Origin of the sequence: Rhodobacter capsulatus SB 1003 (genome assembly GCF_000021865.1) — a bacterium.
Lineage (GTDB): Bacteria > Pseudomonadota > Alphaproteobacteria > Rhodobacterales > Rhodobacteraceae > Rhodobacter > Rhodobacter capsulatus_B.
The window spans coordinates 1,380,961-1,398,575 of sequence record NC_014034.1; the positions used below are offsets into that span (position 1 = coordinate 1,380,961).

Genomic DNA, 17,615 nt, shown 5'->3' on the forward strand with positions numbered 1-17,615 from the left:
CGATGAACCTGACCTTTTCCCATACCCCCGAGCAGATCACCCTCACCGCCACGGCGTCCCGCGGCGGGCTTCTTAACCGGCTTCGCGCCCGCAAACCGGCCGATCTGACCCTGTTGCCGCCCGAGGAACGGCGCCTTGCCCTGGCGCTCGCCGATCTGCGGGCGCTGGCCGACGAACACCACGAGCCCTTGCAGATCGAAAGCGACGGCATTCGTCTTTCCCATCGTCTTGCCGCCGCGCTTGATGCCGATGCCGCCGAGGCGCTGGGCCTGCCGCCGCTGACCGATCTGGTCTTGCGCACCGATGTCGAGGGGATCGTCGGCGAAGCCGGGTTCCGGTTGCGGGCCGAGTGGATGCGCGCGGGGGTGCGCAAGCTGCCTCGCCGGGTGGGGGCGATCCTCGAGACCGATCGTGGGCCGCAGCGGATCCCGCTCTGGATGATGGAGGCGCTCGATCTGGCCGAAAGTCATCGGTCCGGCGCGGGGGACGCCGCCGACTGGGAGGCGCTGGCGCGGTTTCGTCGCGCGCTCGATCCCGGTGTGGTGCAGGCAGGCAATGTCCGGGCAGCACGGCTGTCGCTGACCGATTTCCTGGCCGGGCTCGAGGTGTCGCTTGCGGATCGCTTCTCGATTTCGCCCAACGCCTCGGGCAGCGATTTCGAGGTGGTGCCGTTTTCCGGCCAGCGCATCGCGGATCTCGAAACGGTGCCCGAGACCATGGCCGAGCTGTCCGGCCCGGAACTTGGGGATTTTCAGCGCAAGCTGCGCATGCGGGGCGCGCTGAACGCCTTTCGGCTGGCGCCGGGGCGGTTTCTGGTGATCGACCGCGCCGCCGCCCCCGTGCTGGGGGTGATGGCCGAGATGCAGCGCGCCCCGCGCGAAGAGCGTGCGGCCTTCATCCGCAATCCGCGTCCGCGCCTCACCGCCGCGATCGAGGCAGCGCTTGAGGCGCGTGGCGATCTGGCCGGGCTCGATGATGCCGCGCGCGAAGACAGCATCGAACGCGCCGCCGGGCCGGTGCTGGTCGAAACCGCGGAATACGAGGCGTTTTCCGCTCGCGTCACGGGAATCGAGCTGTTCGAAAAGCCGGCGCTCGACCTGTTCACCGGCAGTGGCACCACCTGGTTGCCCGAAGTGTTTGCGGCCGATGTCGCGCGCCAGATCGCGGAACTGCCGGTCGAGCGGCTGGAAACCCTTGCGCAGGACCTCGAACGGGCGATTGCGGCGGGAGAAGTCAGCGTCGCGGCGGGCGATGTGCAGGTTCCGGCGCGGCCGGAGGCATTGGCCGCAGTGCAAGGCGAGATCATCGCGCGCCGAGGGCAACCCGAGCCGACAGAAGCGGCGCTGCAGGAGCACGCTCCGGGGCCGCTGGTTCTGCAGACCGCCGACAACTTCGAAGAGTTGCATTGGCGCCCCGCGACCCCGCCCCGGTCCGCCGTCCTTCCTTTGCGTCTGCCCCATACTCTGCGAACGCCGTTGAAGGATCACCAGATCGAGGCCTTCGACTGGCAGGGACAGGCCTGGCGAGCCGGTCTGCCCGGGGTGCTGAACGCCGACGAGCAGGGGCTGGGCAAGACCTTGCAGACGATCGCCTTTCTGGTCTGGCTGAACGAAGAGATGACGGCCAATCCGATCCGCCGTGGCCCGGTTCTGGTGGTGGCACCGACCTCGCTTTTGCAGAACTGGGAACAGGAAGTGGCTCGCCACGTCGACGCTCCCGGCCTTGGCCACCTGATCCGGCTCTACGGCACCGGGATTGGCGCGCGGCGCAAGGCGGGGCAGCGCGGCATGGATACGCAATCGGGCGAGGCGCTCTTGGATTTTGCCGATCTCGAGCGGGCGGCCGCGGCGGGGGCGGGGCATCTGACCTGGGTTCTGACCACCTACACCACACTCACGAACTATCAGCATTCTCTGGCCCGTATCCCCTTTGCCGCCGCGGTCTTCGACGAGATTCAGGCGATCAAGAATCCGGCCTCGCTACGGGCGGCGGCGGCCCGCGCGGTCAAGGCGGATTTCCGCATCGGCCTCACCGGCACGCCGATCGAGAATTCCACCGTCGATCTCTGGGCGATCATGGATCAACTCGCCCCCGGGGCGCTGGGCACGCTGCGGGAGTTCCGCAGCCGTTACGGCGAACCGGACGAGGCCAACATGGCCGAGCTGCACGCGCGGGTATTCACGCCGCAAGGCGGGTTGCCTGCGCTGGCCCTGCGGCGGATGAAGGACAAGGTCGCCCGCGATCTGCCCGCGAAAACGCGCGTTCTGGTTCCGCGCGAAATGCCCGCGCTGCAGGCGCAGGTTTACGATGCCGCGCGGCTTCAACTTGCCAGCGGCACGCCTGGTGCGGCCTTGAAGCTCTTGCATCACATCCGCACCGTCTCGGTGCATCCCGCGCTGGGCAGTTACGGCGCGGATGCGGAGTTCATCGCCGCTTCGGCGCGCTTGTCCGCAACCTTCGACATCCTGCGTCAGATCCGGGCGCGGGGCGAACGTGCGCTGGTCTTCATCGAGAACCGGCAGATGCAATATCGCTTCATCGAGATCGCCCGCGCCGAATTCGGCCTTGCCCGGATCGATCTGATCAACGGGGATACCCCGATTGCGCAGCGCCAGCAGATCGTCAACCGCTTTCAGGCGCATCTTGAGGACGGGGGCGGGTTTGATCTTCTCGTGCTGGGGCCGAAGGCGGCGGGCACCGGGCTGACCCTGACCGCTGCGACGCATGTGATCCACCTCTCGCGCTGGTGGAACCCGGCGGTCGAAGAACAATGCAACGACCGGGTGCATCGGTTGGGTCAGACCCGCCCGGTGCAGATCCATGTGCCGATGGCGATCCATCCCGGCTATCGCGCGCACAGTTTCGATTGCCTTCTGCACACTCTGATGCAGCGCAAACGCCGCATGGCCAGCGCCGCGCTTTGGCCGATGGGAGACACCGATACCGACGCGCAGCATCTGCGGGGCATGGTCGCGCAGGACGTCATAGGGCAGGGTCGAGGTCAGATCGTCCCGCAGGCCATGGCCGAGACATTCGCGCGGGAGGGCGTCGCATGTCCGGAGCCGGGTGAGGGCGGGAGGTACGCTTTCGAGTAGCCCTGGTGATGCTGTGAGGCAATTAAATATTATTAATTAAATTCATAGACCTGAAATGGTCATTTCTCTTTGAATTGAATTGCTCAACTGGGATGGGGCAATCGATGGCGGTTGCTTGAGCGAGCCTGCACCCGCGCGCTACCGCACGACGACCTGGTCCAGCTGGTGAGCCATTGCGGCGCCATTGGTTCGAGCCCAATGGCGAACGCCTCGCTTCGCAAGCGCGGGTCGCTGCTGATCTGGTTGGACAAGGACATGGCTTGGGAAGCTCCTCGTGATGGCAAGCCCGGTCGCCCCGCGGTGTTCTCTGAATGAGGAGGATCAGAAAACAGTCCGGTGGACTGTTTTCCCGACGAATGCGATCCAGTTCTGCCTGTCGATCAAGGTCCTGTTCAGGCTGCCGCTGCGGCAAACGACCGGAAGGGTGGCCAGCCTGCTGAAGTTGGCGGGCCTGGACCGGGCGGTGCCGGACGACACGACCCTGTGCCGTCGGCAGAGTGAGATGGGACCGTGGCCCCAGTGGGGCCGCGTAAGCCCATCGAACACTCGCCGTCCAGATCCCCTATCGACGCGCCGATGGCCCCCTGAACCTGCGGGTTGACAGCACCGGTATCAAGTTTCCGGACGATGGCGAATGGCAGGCCCGCAAGCATGGTGTTCAGGGCAGACGCCAATGGCGCAAGGTGCATCTGGCCATGGACACGGCCACGTCTGACATCCGCGCCGTGGAATTCACTCCCAGCAGCGATGGTGACAGTCCTGTCTTGCCGGAACGGCTCAACCAGATCCCCGAGGGCGAAGAAATCGGCACCGTGACCGCCGATGGGGCCTATGACACGCGCCGTTGCAACGCCGATCATCCCCATCCGCAAAACGGGCGGCCGTGGAAAGAGGACTGCCCGGCGGCAATTACCCGTAACGAAACCCTGCGCGCCACCCGGCACTACGGACGAGCGTTTTGGAAACGCTGGACCGGATACCACGTTCGAAGCCGGATCGAGGCCAAGATGCGCTGCCTCAAAGCCTTCGGCGAACGCATCGCCGCAAGAGACCCGGACCGACACACCGCCGAAATCCAGATCCGCTGCGCCCTCATCAACCGTTTCAGTGCGCTCGGCACTGCTGAGATCCTCCGCGTCGCCTGACGTCGAAGGGGAAAGGGGCAATCATGCCTCAGGCATGAGTTGCGCAACGATGCCGTTCTGACGACCTACACCACGCTGACGAGTTATCAGCATTCTTTGGCCCGCATTCCCTTTGCCGCCGCTGTGTTCGACGAAATCCAGGCGATCAAGAACCCGGCTTCGCTGCGGGCGGCGGCGGCGCGCGCGATCAAGGCGGATTTCCGCATCGGCCTGACCGGCACGCCGATCGAGAATTCCACCGTCGATCTCTGGGCGATCATGGATCAACTTGCCCCCGGTGCGCTGGGCACCTTGCGGGAATTTCGCAGCCGTTACGGCGAACCGGACGAGGCCAATATGGCCGAGCTGCACGCGCGGGTGTTCACGCCGCAAGACGGGTTGCCCCCGCTCGCGCTGCGACGGATGAAGGACAAGGTTGCCCGCGATCTGCCCGCCAAGACACGCGTTCTGGTGCCACGCGAAATGCCCGCGCTGCAGGCGCAAGTTTACGATGCCGCCCGCCTGCAATTGGCCAGCGGCACCCCGGGCGCGGCCCTGAAGCTTCTGCATCACATCCGCACCGTCTCGGTGCGTCCCGCGCTGGGCAGTCTCAGTGCGGATGCGGAGTTCATCGCGGCGTCGGCGCGGCTGGCCGCAACCTTCGACATCTTGCGCCAGATCCGCGCAAAGGGCGAACGCGCGCTGGTGTTCATCGAGCACCGCCAGATGCAATATCGCTTCATCGAGATTGCCCGCGCGGAATTCGGCCTCGACCGGATCGATCTGATCAACGGGGAGACCCCGATCGCGCAGCGTCAGCAGATTGTCAATCGCTTTCAGGCACATCTGGAGCAGGGGGGCGGGTTCGATCTTCTGGTTCTGGGGCCGAAAGCGGCGGGCACCGGCTTGACCCTGACCGCTGCGACGCATGTGATCCATCTCTCGCGCTGGTGGAACCCGGCGGCCGAGGAGCAATGCAACGACCGGGTGCATCGGCTGGGTCAGACCCGCCCGGTGCAGATCCATGTGCCGATGGCGATCCATCCGGGGTATCGTGCGCACAGTTTCGATTGCCTTCTTCACAGCCTGATGCAGCGCAAACGCCGCATGGCCAGCGCCGCGCTTTGGCCGATGAGAGACACCGATGCCGACGCGCAGCAGCTTCAGGGCATGGTCGCGTGGGAGGTCACGGGGCTGGAACGCGGGCAGAGCGTTGCGCAGGCCATGGCCGAGACCTTCGCTCGCGAAGGCGTCGCATGTCCGGAACCGGGTGAGGGAGGGGCTTACGCTTTCGTTTAGCTGCGGGTCATGTCGACAAATGCACATGGCCGGGTTTGGGGACCGGACATGACCGAGACGATCACCACGGCCGAAGGCCGGGCCTGTCCGCTCACACGGGCCGGTTCTGGTGCAAATCAGCAGCCATGTCGGTCCGCCGGATCACTTCCTGCGCCTTGGCAAAGGACATCACGCACCCCGACAGCTATTGACACCCCGCAAGGCCAAGACTGTCCTTGCGGTCTGTCGAGGCGATTCCCTTGCAGGGCGTCTGCTGGGGGTCGTTGGGTAAGGAGTGTTCGGTCATGGGGGATCTTGACGGCCGCGCCGCCTCGCTGGTGCTGACGCGCCGGGGGCTTGGGGCAAGGCTTGCGGGCGCAGTTCTGGCGGGGGGTGTCGGGGGCGGGTCGGCCGTGGCGGCGGTTCCCGCGCCCGATCCCGATTTGCGCGACGCGGCGCTGCGCGGGCTGGCGCTGGCGCAGCACCGGGGCGATCCGGTGACGGCGGCGGCGGCGCGGGCGGCATTGGCGCGACTGGCCGAGACCGACCCCGAGGCGGCGATCCTGACGCGGCTTTATCAGTTGCTCGATGTCCGCCCCGCCGCCTATTGGCAAGAGGCGGCCGCAAACGAACCGCCCGCCAGGGCCGAGGATCTGGCGGTGCTGCATGGGGCGATCCGCGCCTGCGCGCCGGTCGCCTTCGGCTACACCGACAGGGGCGGCACCGTGACTACCCGCCGCGCGCTGCCCTTGGCGCTGGTGCATCCGGCGCAGGGGGTGAAGCTGCTCGCGTTCTGCGAGACCCGGGAGGGCTTCCGGCAATTCTTCGTGCGCGCGATGACCGGGCTGAGCCTGCAGCCGGGCGATTTTTCGGCGGATCGTGGCGCACTTTTGCAAGGGCTGCTGGAAAAGGAAGAGGGGGGGCCGCTTTAGCGGGGCAACCCCGCCGGGGCCGCGCCCTGGGGCGCCGGAACGGACGGAGGGAGGGGCGATGACACATTATGCACATTCGGGAACGCAGGCGGACCGGTCCGACTGGCAGACACTGCTTGATCATCTGCGGATGGTGGCGCTTTTGGCGCAAGACCGCGGCGCGGCCTTTGGGCTTGGCGCGGCGGCGGAACTGGCGGGGCGGTTGCACGATCTGGGCAAATACGATCCTGCCTTTGATCGGGTGCTCTGCGGTGAACCGGGACCGGTTGTCGATCATTCCACCGCGGGGGGGCGGGTGCTGCTCGACCCCGCCTCGGGCTGCCCGAAACCCGTGGCCGAGGCTTTGGCGCAGACGATCCTTGGCCATCATGCGGGTTTGCCCGACACCAACAGTCCAGAAGACGGCGGCTGTCTGGTCGCCCGGATCGCGCGGCCGGGGGCGGCGCTTGCTGCGCAAGCCAGTGCGGACATGCCCGAGGATTTCAACGCGGTGTCGGACGAATTTCGTCGCAAGCTGCGCAAGGACAAGGCCGGTTTCGACTTTTCGGTCGCGACGCGGATGGTGTTTTCCTGCCTTGTCGATGCGGATTATCGCGACACCGAAGCCTTTTACGATGCGCTTGAAGGGCGAAGCCGCGACCGCGACTGGCCCGCGTTGCAAAGCCTTCTGCCTGCGTTCCGGGCGCGGTTCGACGCGCATATGGCCGCCTTTGACCCCGGAACCGATCTGAACCGCCTGCGCGCCGAAATCCTGGCGCAGGTCCGGGCCAAGGCCGCACTGCCGCCGGGCCTGATCACCCTCTCGGTCCCGACGGGCGGTGGAAAAACCCTTGCCTCGCTTGGCTTTGCGCTGGATCACGCGGCGTGCCACGGGCATCGGCGGATCATCTATGCGATCCCCTTCACCTCGATCATCGACCAGACGGTGCAGGTCTTTGCCGATCTGCTGGGCGCCGAAAACGTGCTGGAACATCACAGCGCCATCGAGATCGAAACGCCGGGCCCGGGCCGCCGCGAGGCTGCCGATACGAAGGACCGAAGCCGCGACAAGGTCCGGCAGGCGATGGAGGACTGGGCCGCCCCCGTCGTCGTCACCACCAATGTGCAACTGTTCGAAAGCCTGTTTGCCGCGCGCCCTTCGCGCTGTCGCAAGCTGCACAACATTGCCGGATCGGTGATCGTGCTGGACGAGGCGCAATGCCTGCCGCGCAAGGTCTTGCTGCCGACGCTTGCCATGCTGGACACGCTTTGCGCGCATTACGGCTGCACGGTGGTGCTTTGCACCGCGACGCAGCCGGCCTTTGACAGCGCGCAATTGCAGCCGGGCGGTCTGGCGCTGGCCGGGCGGGAACTTGCGCCCGATCCGGGGACATTGGCCGGGCGGTTGCGCCGCGCGCGGATCGTGCAGGGGGGCGCGATGGACGATGCGGGCCTGGTCGCGGCGCTCGCTGCCACGCCGCAAGGCTTTGTCATCGTCAACAGCCGCAGGCACGCACTGGCGCTTTACCGCGCGGCCGAGGCGGCGGGGCTGGAGGGGCTCCTCCATCTGACCACCCGGCAATACCCCGCGCATCGGCGCGAGATCATCGAGCAGATCAGGGCGCGCCTCAAGGCGGGGCAGCCCTGCCGCCTGATTGCCACCAGCCTGATCGAAGCGGGGGTGGACCTTGATTTTCCCTGTGGCTGGCGCGCCGAGGCGGGGCTTGATTCCGTCATTCAGGCGGCCGGAAGGGTGAACCGGGAGGGCAAGCGGCCGCTTGACGCATCGGTGCTGACGGTGTTTTCCGCGCCCGACAACGCCCCGCCGGGGGATGTGGCGCAACTGGCCGGGGCGATGCAATCGGTGGCGCGGGGGTGCGACGACCTGCTTGACCCCGCCGCGATCCGGCGCTGGTTCGAAGAGGTCTATTGGCGGGCAGGGCCGAAGCGGCTTGATGCCGAGGGGCTGATGGACAGGTTCACCTTTGATGGTTCCGCGACGAATTTCGCCTTCCGCACGGTGGCCGAGCGTTACCGGATGATCGACAGCCCGATGGTGCCGGTGATCGTGGCGCGCGACGAGACGGCCGCGGACTGGGTGGCAAGGCTCTCGAATGAGTGGGAGAAATCCGGCCCGCTTGCCCGCGCGCTGCAACCCTTCACGGTGCAGATCCCGCAAAGGGCGCGCGAGACGCTGCGGGCGAATGACAAGGGGGATTTCGAGGCCGCTCCTCTGCGTGGCGATGCGTTTTTCGTGCTGAGCGATGGCGGGCTTTACCGTGACGATTTCGGCCTGTGGTGGGAGCAGGCGGACTATCTGAGCGCGGATCAGAGTGTCATTTGAGGGTGACAAGTTTTGGCGCGGCGCTGTGCCAGACTGCGACTCACACGCTTGATGCGCGCGGCATCTTCCCCTTGCGCGGCTCAACTCAAGGGATAGACTGACCGGAATTTCGAGGTGATGCATGGCTTATGGAATTCGTTTGCACGTGCGGGGGCGCCATGCGCTGTTTACCCGGCCGGAATTGAAGGTGGAGCGGGTCAGCTATGACGTGATGACCCCCTCGGCCGCGCGCGGTATCCTTGAGGCGATCCACTGGAAGCCCGCCATCAGTTGGGTGATCGATCGCATCCATGTGCTCGAACCGATCCGCTTTCAGTCGATCCGCCGCAACGAGGTCGGTCACAAGGCGCCGACTGGTTCGATCAAGCAGGCGATGAACCGGGGCGATCTGGCGGGGCTGCAAATTCTGGTCGATGAGGACCGCCAGCAACGCGCCTCGACCGTGCTCGTCGCCCCCGCCTATGTGATCGAGGCGCATTTCACCCTGACCGCAAAGGCCGGGGCCGAGGACAGCGAGGGCAAGCATCTCGACATCTTCAACCGCCGCGCCGCGCGCGGGCAGTGTTTTCATCAGCCCTGTCTTGGCACCCGCGAATTCGCCGCCGATTTCGCGCTTCTCGCCCCCGATGCGGCCTTGCCCGCGCGCAATCCGCTGGCGGAAACGGCGGATCTGGGCTTTGGCACGCCGCGCGATCTGGGGCTGATGCTGTGGGACATCGACCATGCTGCGCCCGGCCGCCCCTCGATGTTCTTTCGCGCCCGGCTGGTCGAGGGCGTGATGGAGGTGCCGCGCCCCGGATCGCCGGAGGTGCTGCGATGAGCCTGCTTGCGTCCCTGGTGCGGGCTTACGAGCGGATGCCCGATGCGCCGCCCTATGGCTATTCGACCGAGAAGATCGGTTTTTGCGTGGTTCTGACGGCGGCGGGCGAGGTCGTCGAGGTCGCCGATCTGCGCGACACCGACAAGAAGCGCAGCCCGCGCATGCTGATGGTGCCGCAGGCGGTCAAGCGCACCGTCGGTATCGCCCCCAACTTCCTGTGGGACAAGAGCGCCTATGTGCTGGGCGTCACCGCAGGCGAGGGCAAACGCACCGCCGAGGAACATGCGAAGTTCCGCGAAAGGCATCTGACCGCGCTGGCCGGAGCGGAAGATCCGGGGCTTTTGGCCCTTGCCCGGTTTTTGCAGACCTGGACGCCCGAGGCCTTTGGGCCGCCGCTCTGGCCCGAGGAGGCGAAAGACCAGAACCTTGTGTTTCGGCTGGCAGACGAATTTGGCTACCTGCACGACCGTCCCGCCGCGCGGGCGCTTTGGGCGCGGCTTGGGGCCGAGGCGGCGTCTGAGGCGCAGGTCTGCCTTGTGACGGGGGCCTCTGCCCCGGTCGCGCGGCTGCATCCGTCCTTGAAGGGGGTCTGGGGCGCGCAATCCTCGGGGGCCAGTCTGATTTCGTTCAACCTCGACGCTTTCAATTCCTACGGCCACGAACAGGGCGACAATGCCCCGGTGTCGGAGGGCGCGGCCTTCGCCTATACCACTGCGCTCAATCGCTTTTTGGAAAAGGACAGCGGTCACCGCCTCCAGATCGGCGATGCCTCGACGGTATTCTGGGCGGATGCGTCCGAGGCCGAGGCGGCGCAGGCCGAGGGCTTCTTTGCCGCCTTTTTCGATACGGCGGCGACCGAGAAGATCGAGGCCTTGAACATCGGCGCGCAACTGGCGCGCATCCGGGCTTGCGAGCCGCTTGCCGAGGTGGCGCCGCAGCTGGCAAGCGGCGTGCGGTTCTGCGTTCTGGGCCTTGCCCCCAATGCCGCGCGGCTTTCGGTGCGGTTCTGGTGGGAGGACGACTTCGGCACGCTGACGGCGCATTATCAGCGTTACCTTGACGACATGCGCCTTGATCCGCCGCCGCGCGACGACTGGCCGCCGCTTTGGAGATATCTCTCCGAACTGGCGCCGCAGGGCAAACGCGAGAACGTGCCCCCCCTGATCGCGGGCGACTGGATGCGCGCGATCCTGACCGGCACCGCCTATCCGCTGACGCTGCTGTCGACCGTGCTCATGCGCATCCGCGCCGATGGCGAGATCAACGCCCTGCGCGCGGCGATGCTCAAATCCGTTCTGATCCGCAATTTCCAGTCAAAGGAGGCCCCGGTGGCACTTGATCCCGCATCCAAAGACACGGGCTATGTCTTGGGTCGCCTGTTCGCGGCTTATGAAAACATCCAGAAGGCCGCGCTTGGCAAAGGCGTGAACGCGACGATCCGCGACAAATTCTATGGCTCGGCTTCCGCCACGCCCGCGCGGGTGTTCGGCTCGCTCGCCGCCAACGCCTTCAATCACTTGGCCAAGATCCGCAAGGAGAAACCGGCCTTCGCGCATTACCTGCAGGACGAACTGCAGCAGATCGCCAACTTGCTGGAGGTCTCCGCCGAACCTTTCCCGTCTTCGCTGTCGCAGGAATCGCAGGCGAAATTCGCGCTGGGCTATTACCACCAGGCCAGCTTCCGCAAGCCTGCCGACACCGAGCAAGAGCCCCATTCCGAGGAGCAACCGCAATGATCCCGCTTTCCCGCCGCCACGATTTCGTGCTGATCTTCGACGTCACCAACGGCAATCCGAATGGCGACCCGGATGCGGGCAACCTGCCGCGGCTTGACCCTGAAACCAACCATGGGCTGGTGTCCGACGTCAGCCTCAAGCGCAAGCTGCGCAATTATGTCGAGCTGGCCCGCACCGGCGAGGCCGGTCACCACATCTATGTGCAGGAAGGCGCAATCCTGAACGAGAAACACCGGCAAGCCTATGTGGCGATCCGGGGGGACGAAAAGTCGAAAAAGGACGCCAAGCTCAATCCGAAAGACGACACCGAAGCCAAGGCGCTGCGCGACTGGATGTGCGCCAATTTCTTCGACGTGCGGACTTTTGGCGCGGTGATGTCCACCGGCGTCAATTGCGGTCAGGTCAAGGGGCCGGTGCAGATGACCTTCGCGCGCTCGGTCGAACCGATCCTGCCGGTGGAAATCTCGATCACCCGGATGGCCGCCACGAACGAGGCGGAACAGAAGAAACGCGCCGAGGGCGAGGACGGTGACACCCGCACCGACAACCGGACCATGGGCCGCAAGCATATCGTGCCCTACGGGCTTTACGTCGCGCATGGCTTCATCTCGGCCAAATTCGCCGAGCGCACCGGGTTTTCCGAGGCTGACCTCGATCTGCTTTTCGAGGCGCTGGCGAACATGTTCGAGCATGACCGCTCGGCCGCGCGCGGCGAAATGACCACCCGCAAGCTGATCGTCTTCGCGCATGAAAACGCGCTGGGCAACGCCCCCGCCCATGCGCTGTTCGACCGTATCCGCATCGGGCGCGCGGTGGATGGCGAGTTCCGCAATCTGGACGATCGCGGCCTTGGCAACCTCGCACCCGCGCGCAAGTTCTCGGACTACCGCGTCGAGATCGACCGCGAGGGCCTGCCTGCGGGCGTCGAAATCCGCGAGCTGCTCTGATGCCCGCGCCGCCCGCCGAGGAGGAGACGATCCCTCTCTCGGCGCTGCAGCATGCGGTTTACTGTTTGCGGCAGGCGGCGCTGATCCATCTCGAACGGCTCTGGGACGAGAATATCTTTACCGCGCAAGGGGATGTGCTGCACGCGGTGGCCGACAAGGGCGGCAGTCGAAAGGGCAGGGGAGGGCGGCGGGTGCTCTCGTTGCCCTTGGGTTCCGTGCGGCTCAACCTGTCGGGCACAGCCGATCTGGTCGAATTCCAGCCGCAGCCCGACGGCAGCGAACGCCCCTTTCCGGTCGAATACAAGCGCGGCAAACCAAAGCTGCACCGCGCCGACGAGGCGCAGCTTTGCGCGCAGGCGCTGTGCCTTGAGGAGATGACCGGCCAGCCGGTGCCCGAAGGCGCGCTTTACTATGCCCAGACGAAACGGCGCGTCACCGTGCCGATCGATGCCGAGCTTCGCGCCCTCACCATGGCCGCCGTGGCCGATCTGGCAGAGGTCTTTGCCCGCCGCACCACCCCGCCCCCCACGCCGCACCGCAGCCGTTGCCGGGCCTGCTCGCTCATCGACCTCTGCCGCCCCGAGACCGTCGCCCGCCCGGTGAAACGCTGGCGCGACCAGACCCTGGCCCGGCTCCTGGAGGCGCGATGAAGAAGCTTCTGAACACCGTCTATGTCACCACCGAGGGCGCGGCGCTGCGGCTGGAGGGCGAGACCCTCGTGGCCGAGATCGAGGGTGCCGACAAGACTCGGGTGCCGCTGCATATGCTGGCCTCGGTCGTGGTGTTCGGCCCGGTCTTGCTGACCCCCGCGCTGATCGCCGTCTGCGCCGAGCGCGGCATCACCCTTGCCCTGATGGGCCGCAATGGCCGGTTTCAGGCCCGCGTCGAAGGCCCGGTCTCGGGCAATGTGCTGTTGCGCCGTGAACAATACCGCCGCGCCGACAGCCCCGAAGAGATCGTCCGGTCCTTCGTTCTGGGCAAGGTGTCGAACCAGCGCGCGGTGATCCGCCGGGCCTTGCGCGACTACGGCGATGACATGGCGCCCCCGGCAAGGGCAGCGCTGGAGACCGCCGCCGACCGCATGGCGCAGATCCTGCGCCGGGTGCAGCTTGCCGATGCCTCGGTCGAGGCGATGCGCGGCTCCGAGGGCGAGGCCGCCAATCTTTATTTCGCCGTCTTCGATCATCTGATCCGCGCGCCCGATGCCGAATTGCGCTGGACGCTCCGTTCCCGCCGCCCGCCGCTCGATCCGATGAACGCGCTGGTGTCGTTCCTTTACACGCTTCTGACGCATGACTGCCGCTCCGCCTGCGAGGCGGTGGGGCTGGACCCGGCGGTGGGCTTCCTGCACCGCGACCGCCCCGGCCGGCCCAGCCTTGCCCTTGATCTGATGGAGGAATTGCGCGCGCCCCTGGCCGACCGGCTGGCTTTGTCGCTGGTCAATCGTCGTCAGTTGCGGGCGGCGGATTTCCGGCAGATGGAGGGGGGCGCGGTGCTTTTGACCGATGACGCGCGGCGCAGCGTTCTGACCGCCTGGCAGGACCGCAAGCGCGAGGAGCGGCTGCATCCCTTCTTGCAGGAAAAGGCGCCTTTCGGGCTGGTGCCTTTCCTGCAGGCGCAGATGCTGGCCCGCCACCTGCGCGGTGACATCGACGCCTATCCGCCCTGGTTCTGGAGTTGAGATGCTGGTTCTGGTCACCTACGATGTGAACACGCTCGAAGAGGGCGGCAAGAAGCGGCTGCGCCGGGTGGCGAAAGCCTGCGAGGATTTCGGCCAGCGCGTGCAGTTCTCGGTCTTCGAGATCGAGGTGGACCCGGGGCAATGGGTGAAGCTGAAAGCGCGGCTGGAAGCGGTCATCCGGCCGGAGTTTGACAGTCTGAGGTATTATTATCTGGGGTCGAACTGGGAGCGGAACGTTGAACATGTCGGCGCCAAGCCTGCGCTTGACCTGAACGGCCCGTTGATCCTCTGATCTGCGAACCCCAAGGGTGTGGCCGTTTCCCACCCGGTTCGCACCGCGTCAGCTCTTTGAAATTGTGGATGAAGCACCGGAGCACCTTGCGCTGCCGCTCCGGAGGCGCTTGCGACAAGCACCTTCGCACCACCGGAGCAATTTACACCGTCTGGTCAGCGGGTTACGAAACGGCAGTCGCTCCCCCCGCGGGGGCGTGGATCGAAACTGCACCCGCTGGCCCTGCCGGTGATCGGTGATCAGCGGTCGCTCCCCCCGCGGGGGCGTGGATCGAAACATCGCCGCTTTGGCGGTCGACAGGCTGGTAACGTGTCGCTCCCCCCGCGGGGGCGTGGATCGAAACATCTCGGTGCCGTCGCTCGTCCAGCCGGCCTGCTCGTCGCTCCCCCCGCGGGGGCGTGGATCGAAACCACCTTGCGGATTGTCACTTTCGCGGGGCGAAGCGTCGCTCCCCCCGCGGGGGCGTGGATCGAAACATCTGCATGTAGTCGGCGGGCAGTTCGAGCCGCAGTCGCTCCCCCCGCGGGGGCGTGGATCGAAACTGGTATGGATCTGGCGCAAACGGAAAGTCTGTCGTCGCTCCCCCCGCGGGGGCGTGGATCGAAACCTGCGGCGTGAGTTGCCAGTGATAGACGCCGTGGACGTCGCTCCCCCCGCGGGGGCGTGGATCGAAACTGCGCCGCCTATCGCATCCGGTCGAGCGCCGCGCAGTCGCTCCCCCCGCGGGGGCGTGGATCGAAACGATGCGTTCATGGCCTACGTCGGGCAGTGGACTGGTCGCTCCCCCCGCGGGGGCGTGGATCGAAACTCGCCCTCGATCCGCGCTTGCCTCACGCCTGCCGCGTCGCTCCCCCCGCGGGGGCGTGGATCGAAACAGGCGCATCTGATGTATATGCCCGGTGAGACGGCTGTCGCTCCCCCCGCGGGGGCGTGGATCGAAACTTTTCGTCATCTGGCAGGCTCGCGCCGCCACGCTGCGTCGCTCCCCCCGCGGGGGCGTGGATCGAAACCCGGCGAAAAACGGCCATGCCTCCGGGTGTCTGGCTGTCGCTCCCCCCGCGGGGGCGTGGATCGAAACAGCAGGTCAGCCGCGGCCCCGGTGAACTTCTGTTCGTCGCTCCCCCCGCGGGGGCGTGGATCGAAACAAGCAGTGGGGTGAGTGGGCTGACCAGACAAACGCTGTCGCTCCCCCCGCGGGGGCGTGGATCGAAACCGCGCCCTGCGGGTGATGGCGACGGGCACCACGGCGGTCGCTCCCCCCGCGGGGGCGTGGATCGAAACGGACCTGAAATTCCGCGGGAAACGCGGCGGCGAGCACGTCGCTCCCCCCGCGGGGGCGTGGATCGAAACTGCTTTCGTGGGACTGGCCAGCCGCCCGCGCCAAGTCGCTCCCCCCGCGGGGGCGTGGATCGAAACGATTTCGTCGCTTACGACGCCTATCTGATTTCGGGTCGCTCCCCCCGCGGGGGCGTGGATCGAAACCATGCGGCGATAACTCGCTCTTGCGATCCGTCATCGTCGCTCCCCCCGCGGGGGCGTGGATCGAAACCCTGTCCCTCATATGCTGCCACGATGCCCTTGAGTCGCTCCCCCCGCGGGGGCGTGGATCGAAACCGTGTGGATGATCATGCAGCGCGGACGGCTTGGGTCGCTCCCCCCGCGGGGGCGTGGATCGAAACCGGTCCAGAGATAGACCGCGCGGACCTCCTCAGACGTCGCTCCCCCCGCGGGGGCGTGGATCGAAACAGCCTGCGCGGCCGCATCGGCTTCCGCCTGCGTGGTCGCTCCCCCCGCGGGGGCGTGGATCGAAACATCAGCTCGTCGTTGGTCAGCCGGACGATGTCCGTCGCTCCCCCCGCGGGGGCGTGGATCGAAACTGCCGTCTTGAGTGATGGGGCGCGAGCACATGTCGTCGCTCCCCCCGCGGGGGCGTGGATCGAAACGTCCAGCTCGCGCCACATGTCTTCGACCGTGCGCCGTCGCTCCCCCCGCGGGGGCGTGGATCGAAACGTGTCTGCCACGACGCCCTGCACCAGATCCGCGCCGTCGCTCCCCCCGCGGGGGCGTGGATCGAAACACCGCGCACGCGCGAACGGCGTCAGCCCCGCGAACGTCGCTCCCCCCGCGGGAGCGTGGATCGAAACGGCTTTACAGCCTTCGCGCCCCACGCCAGACGGACGTCGCTCCCCCCGCGGGGGCGTGGATCGAAACTCTTCAATGGATATGGCAAAACCGTCCGCGACATGTCGCTCCCCCCGCGGGGGCGTGGATCGAAACACCGTCATCACCACGCAACCGCCCTGCACCACCGGTCGCTCCCCCCGCGGGGGCGTGGATCGAAACAACCCGATCATGGCCCGCCTCAGCGCCGCGCTGACGTCGCTCCCCCCGCGGGGGCGTGGATCGAAACATCCGCGGATCGGCGTGACCCGCCCCGCCCATCGGTCGCTCCCCCCGCGGGGGCGTGGATCGAAACTACAGAGTTCCGGTCTTGTTCTGTTCCGGTAACAGGTCGCTCCCCCCGCGGGCGCGTGGATCGAAACTTGTCTGACGCGCTCATCAGCACGTCAAGATTCAGTCGCTCCCCCCGCGGGGGCGTGGATCGAAACGGTGTCCAGCGTCACATGCAGCGGCGTCGCATCGCCATGTCGCTCCCCCCGCGGGGGCGTGGATCGAAACCCGGCACCTCAGCCCCGCCCGCTGTCTCACCAACAGTCGCTCCCCCCGCGGGGGCGTGGATCGAAACTCTATGGGAGGCTAGGGAGGCTACGCACCTTCAAAAGTCGCTCCCCCCGCGGGGGCGTGGATCGAAACCGCCGCGCAAAAAGCCCGCCAAGAAGCGGAGCAAGTCGCTCCCCCCGCGGGGGCGTGGATCGTAAGCGGTGCATCGGCCCGATAAACCCCGATTTTCGGCCCCTGAGGGGAAAGATTCTTGGCACAATTCCGCGCCCGGGGTCGAATCGGGCGATGATCGGAACGGTGGTGGAGGTGGGCGCGGACCGGCTGAACGCCTGGTTCGGGACCGCTGCCGCGGGTCGCTGATACCGCGCCCAGCTCTCATACGGGGCGATGGCGATGATGCTCCTGCGGACCTGACGGGATGCCGGACCGCCTGCGGCGCTCAGAATGTGACGGAGTTGGGGAGCGAGAACCGGCTACGGTCGGTTCGAGACCAGTGTCGCGGACTGTCGCCACGCGGATGCCGCCCCCCTCGGCCCTCATACGGGACGATGCCGGTGCTGTTCCTGCGGACCGGACGGGGTGTCGGCCTGCCTGCGGGTCGCAAAACGGAATGGAAATGAGCGCGACCGGCGTGCGCCTCGAACGCGAGGCCCTGCGGTGGGCGCGGCGGCGGTCAAATGTGTCGGGGAGCGTGCGAAGGGCTCT

The 17,615-nt window shown here is 66.8% G+C and carries 10 protein-coding genes, 1 pseudogene and 1 CRISPR repeat array; all 11 genes and pseudogenes read left to right on the forward strand.

Going from position 1 to position 17,615, the window contains the following annotated elements; all coding sequences use genetic code 11:
* Positions 1–2 precede the first annotated feature (2 nt).
* The 11 genes and pseudogenes from RCAP_RS06440 to cas2 all read left to right on the forward strand — a co-directional run bounded on the left by RCAP_RS06440 (position 3) and on the right by cas2 (position 14,228).
* Positions 3–3,095, forward strand: a complete 3,093-nt coding sequence (locus tag RCAP_RS06440) for a DEAD/DEAH box helicase (protein WP_013067028.1) — start codon at positions 3–5, stop codon at positions 3,093–3,095.
* Positions 3,096–3,210: 115 nt separating this feature from the next.
* A pseudogene (locus RCAP_RS06445) lies at positions 3,211–4,240 on the forward strand (IS5 family transposase).
* Between the two features lie 39 nt (positions 4,241–4,279).
* On the forward strand, positions 4,280–5,518 hold the full coding sequence (locus RCAP_RS06450) for a DEAD/DEAH box helicase (RefSeq protein WP_013067029.1): 1,239 nt from the start codon (positions 4,280–4,282) through the stop codon (positions 5,516–5,518).
* 284 nt (positions 5,519–5,802) lie between these two features.
* Positions 5,803–6,429, forward strand: a complete 627-nt coding sequence (locus tag RCAP_RS06455) for a WYL domain-containing protein (protein ID WP_013067030.1) — start codon at positions 5,803–5,805, stop codon at positions 6,427–6,429.
* 58 nt (positions 6,430–6,487) lie between these two features.
* Positions 6,488–8,752 carry a CRISPR-associated endonuclease Cas3'' gene (locus tag RCAP_RS06460; protein WP_013067031.1) on the forward strand — a complete coding sequence of 755 codons (2,265 nt, stop codon included), beginning with the start codon at positions 6,488–6,490 and terminating at the stop codon, positions 8,750–8,752.
* 121 nt (positions 8,753–8,873) lie between these two features.
* Positions 8,874–9,572 (forward strand): type I-C CRISPR-associated protein Cas5c, encoded by a 699-nt coding sequence (cas5c, locus tag RCAP_RS06465; RefSeq protein ID WP_013067032.1) that lies wholly within the window; start codon positions 8,874–8,876, stop codon positions 9,570–9,572.
* Positions 9,569–11,308 carry a type I-C CRISPR-associated protein Cas8c/Csd1 gene (cas8c, locus tag RCAP_RS06470; RefSeq protein WP_013067033.1) on the forward strand — a complete coding sequence of 580 codons (1,740 nt, stop codon included), beginning with the start codon at positions 9,569–9,571 and terminating at the stop codon, positions 11,306–11,308. Before cas5c ends, cas8c begins: the two co-directional genes overlap by 4 nt.
* Positions 11,305–12,255, forward strand: a complete 951-nt coding sequence (cas7c, locus tag RCAP_RS06475) for a type I-C CRISPR-associated protein Cas7/Csd2 (RefSeq protein WP_013067034.1) — start codon at positions 11,305–11,307, stop codon at positions 12,253–12,255. The genes cas8c and cas7c overlap by 4 nt, the downstream gene beginning before the upstream one ends.
* Positions 12,255–12,905, forward strand: coding sequence for a CRISPR-associated protein Cas4 (cas4, locus tag RCAP_RS06480; RefSeq protein ID WP_013067035.1), 651 nt, complete (start codon positions 12,255–12,257; stop codon positions 12,903–12,905). Before cas7c ends, cas4 begins: the two co-directional genes overlap by 1 nt.
* Positions 12,902–13,936: a type I-C CRISPR-associated endonuclease Cas1c gene (cas1c, locus tag RCAP_RS06485; protein WP_013067036.1), complete on the forward strand. Its 1,035-nt coding sequence runs from the start codon at positions 12,902–12,904 to the stop codon at positions 13,934–13,936. The genes cas4 and cas1c overlap by 4 nt, the downstream gene beginning before the upstream one ends.
* A gap of 1 nt (position 13,937) precedes the next feature.
* Complete coding sequence (cas2, locus tag RCAP_RS06490; RefSeq protein ID WP_013067037.1) at positions 13,938–14,228, forward strand: CRISPR-associated endonuclease Cas2; 291 nt, start codon at positions 13,938–13,940, stop codon at positions 14,226–14,228.
* A 176-nt stretch (positions 14,229–14,404) separates the two neighbouring features.
* Positions 14,405–17,108: direct repeats of the CRISPR family, unit length 32 nt; unit sequence GTCGCTCCCCCCGCGGGGGCGTGGATCGAAAC.
* Positions 17,109–17,615 lie beyond the last annotated feature (507 nt).

Excerpts from the sequence above, each read along its gene's own strand:
- RCAP_RS06440 (WP_013067028.1), top strand. The coding sequence starts at position 3 with ATGAACCTGACCTTTTCCCATACCCCCGAGCAGATCACCCTCACCGCC.
- RCAP_RS06455 (WP_013067030.1), top strand. The coding sequence starts at position 5,803 with ATGGGGGATCTTGACGGCCGCGCCGCCTCGCTGGTGCTGACGCGCCGG.
- RCAP_RS06460 (WP_013067031.1), top strand. The coding sequence starts at position 6,488 with ATGACACATTATGCACATTCGGGAACGCAGGCGGACCGGTCCGACTGG.
- cas5c (WP_013067032.1), top strand. The coding sequence starts at position 8,874 with ATGGCTTATGGAATTCGTTTGCACGTGCGGGGGCGCCATGCGCTGTTT.
- cas8c (WP_013067033.1), top strand. The coding sequence starts at position 9,569 with ATGAGCCTGCTTGCGTCCCTGGTGCGGGCTTACGAGCGGATGCCCGAT.
- cas7c (WP_013067034.1), top strand. The coding sequence starts at position 11,305 with ATGATCCCGCTTTCCCGCCGCCACGATTTCGTGCTGATCTTCGACGTC.
- cas4 (WP_013067035.1), top strand. The coding sequence starts at position 12,255 with ATGCCCGCGCCGCCCGCCGAGGAGGAGACGATCCCTCTCTCGGCGCTG.
- cas1c (WP_013067036.1), top strand. The coding sequence starts at position 12,902 with ATGAAGAAGCTTCTGAACACCGTCTATGTCACCACCGAGGGCGCGGCG.
- cas2 (WP_013067037.1), top strand. The coding sequence starts at position 13,938 with ATGCTGGTTCTGGTCACCTACGATGTGAACACGCTCGAAGAGGGCGGC.